The following is a 1,144-nucleotide window of genomic DNA, read 5'->3' as shown; positions in this document are numbered from 1 at the left end:
TAAAAGCGCTTTTGCGCCGATCATATTGATCATCCGTTTGATGTTGTAGGCCAGCACGTGTAGCGCCATCTCCGTTCGGACGTTTTTCAGCCTGCACATCTGGAAATGGGTCGAGCCCATCCACGCCTTGATGGTGGCGGCACAGCTCGACGAATCTGGCGCAGGTCTTTAGCTAGTGTCCGTCCACAAACGGTAAACCGCTGAAATTATTGGATGAATCGCGATATTTCCGCGGGCAAAGCCCGGCGGTTTCAGGTATACTTTAGATCAAGCCATTGATTCTAAAGACAAACCCGCAACCGCCGGAGCCGACAATGCGCCAAGAACGCACCGTCCAATCCAATATATTCGATCTTTTCGCCGAACACGAGATTGGTCGTGAACTGAAGGCGATGTCGCAATGGCTGGATGAGCATCGCGATCTGCTCGGGCTGGTAGCGCAGGACCTGCGCCGCCATGGCGTCAAGGAGACCGGTCGCGAGGGCCTGCCGGCGGAGGCCGTGCTGCGTTGCGCCCTGCTCAAACAACACCGTCAGTTGAGTTATGAGGAGCTGGCCTTTCATCTGGAAGATTCCGCCTCATTCCGTGCTTTTGCCCGGCTGCCATGGGGATGCAGCCCGAAGAAGTCGGTCTTGCACAAGACGATCAGCGCGATCCGGGCCGAAACCTTTGAAGCGATCAATCGCGTGCTGTTGACGAGCGCGCGGCAGGACAAGGTGGAACGCGGCAAGGTCGTGCGCATCGACAGCACCGTCACTTCGGCGCTGATGCACGAACCGAGCGACAGCAGTCTTTTGTGGGACTGCGTGCGAGTGATGGTGCGGCTGTTGCAGCAGGCCGATGCACAGGGTCGTGCCATCCCATGGCACGATCACTGCCGCGCGGCGAAGAAGCGATCCCGGGCGATCCAATTTACCCGCGGTCGTCCGAAACGAGTTCAGCACTATCGCGCGCTGCTCAGGATCACGCGCACCACCTTGAACTATCTCGAACAGGCGGCGGCGCAGCTGCCCTTGGCGGCGGGCCCGGCGGTCGAACTCTGGCAGGCCCAAGTCCGCCACTATAAGCCGCTGATCGAACGGATCATCGCCCAGACCGAGCGGCGGGTCCTGGCCGGCGAGGCGGTGCCGGCTGGCGACAAGCT

Annotated in this window: 1 protein-coding gene; it reads left to right on the top strand. The window is 60.0% G+C overall.

The annotated features are described in order from the left end of the window. Positions 1–314 precede the first annotated feature (314 nt). A partial coding sequence (locus FHX09_RS29400) for a transposase (protein WP_132595353.1) occupies positions 315–1,144 on the top strand: 830 nt, incomplete at its 3' end.

Source organism: Rhizobium sp. BK538 (genome assembly GCF_014197575.1).
Classification (GTDB): Bacteria; Pseudomonadota; Alphaproteobacteria; order Rhizobiales; family Rhizobiaceae; genus Rhizobium.
The sequence above is the reverse complement of the archived record's forward strand: the minus strand, read 5'-3'. Positions and strand labels throughout refer to the sequence as shown.